The 544-nt window shown below is 62.7% G+C and carries 1 protein-coding gene; it reads right to left on the bottom strand.

Translation table 11 applies throughout. The features are described from left to right. The coding region (locus tag ACO1BR_RS44195; RefSeq protein WP_426800761.1) for a lipase family alpha/beta hydrolase at positions 1 to 544 on the bottom strand (544 nt) is incomplete at its 5' end.

Genomic DNA, 544 nt, shown 5'->3' with positions numbered 1-544 from the left:
CTAAGAGGCGCAGGTGGTTGGGGTGGCGTGGGCGGGGTCGAGGGCGTTCGCTGTCTCATGGAAGGCGAGACGGTCGATCAGCCCGAGCGAGCCGTGGCCGGAGATGTCGAGTGGACACAGGTCCTGGAGCACGACGTTGTGGACGTGAGGGCCGTGCAGGAACTCCGAACGATGGGGCGTGATCATCTCGTCGTACCGAGTGCCGATAACCGTGTAACGGACACCGGGAACAGTGTCACCACCATCATTGAGACGCCTCAACAAAGGCGAACCCGACTCCTGCTCCGTCACCGCCGGGACAACCCCATGCAAGACCTTCCGCACACCCGGGACAGCATCCAACAACGTGATCAACCCATGCAGATCGGTGCCATGATTGTTGGGAGCCAACCCGACCAACGTGCCCACCCTGCCACGACCACCATAGAACTTCAGATACACCCGCGACATCATCCCGCCCTGCGAATGCCCGACGATGTCCACCTTCCGCGCCCCGGTCGCCGCCAAAACCCGATCGACATACCCCCCAAGCTGCCGAGCCGAA

It is taken from the genome of Streptomyces sp. YGL11-2 (assembly GCF_050054615.1).
Classification (GTDB): domain Bacteria; phylum Actinomycetota; class Actinomycetes; order Streptomycetales; family Streptomycetaceae; genus Streptomyces.
Note: the sequence above shows the minus strand (reverse complement) of the source record. Positions and strands in the feature narration are given on the sequence as shown.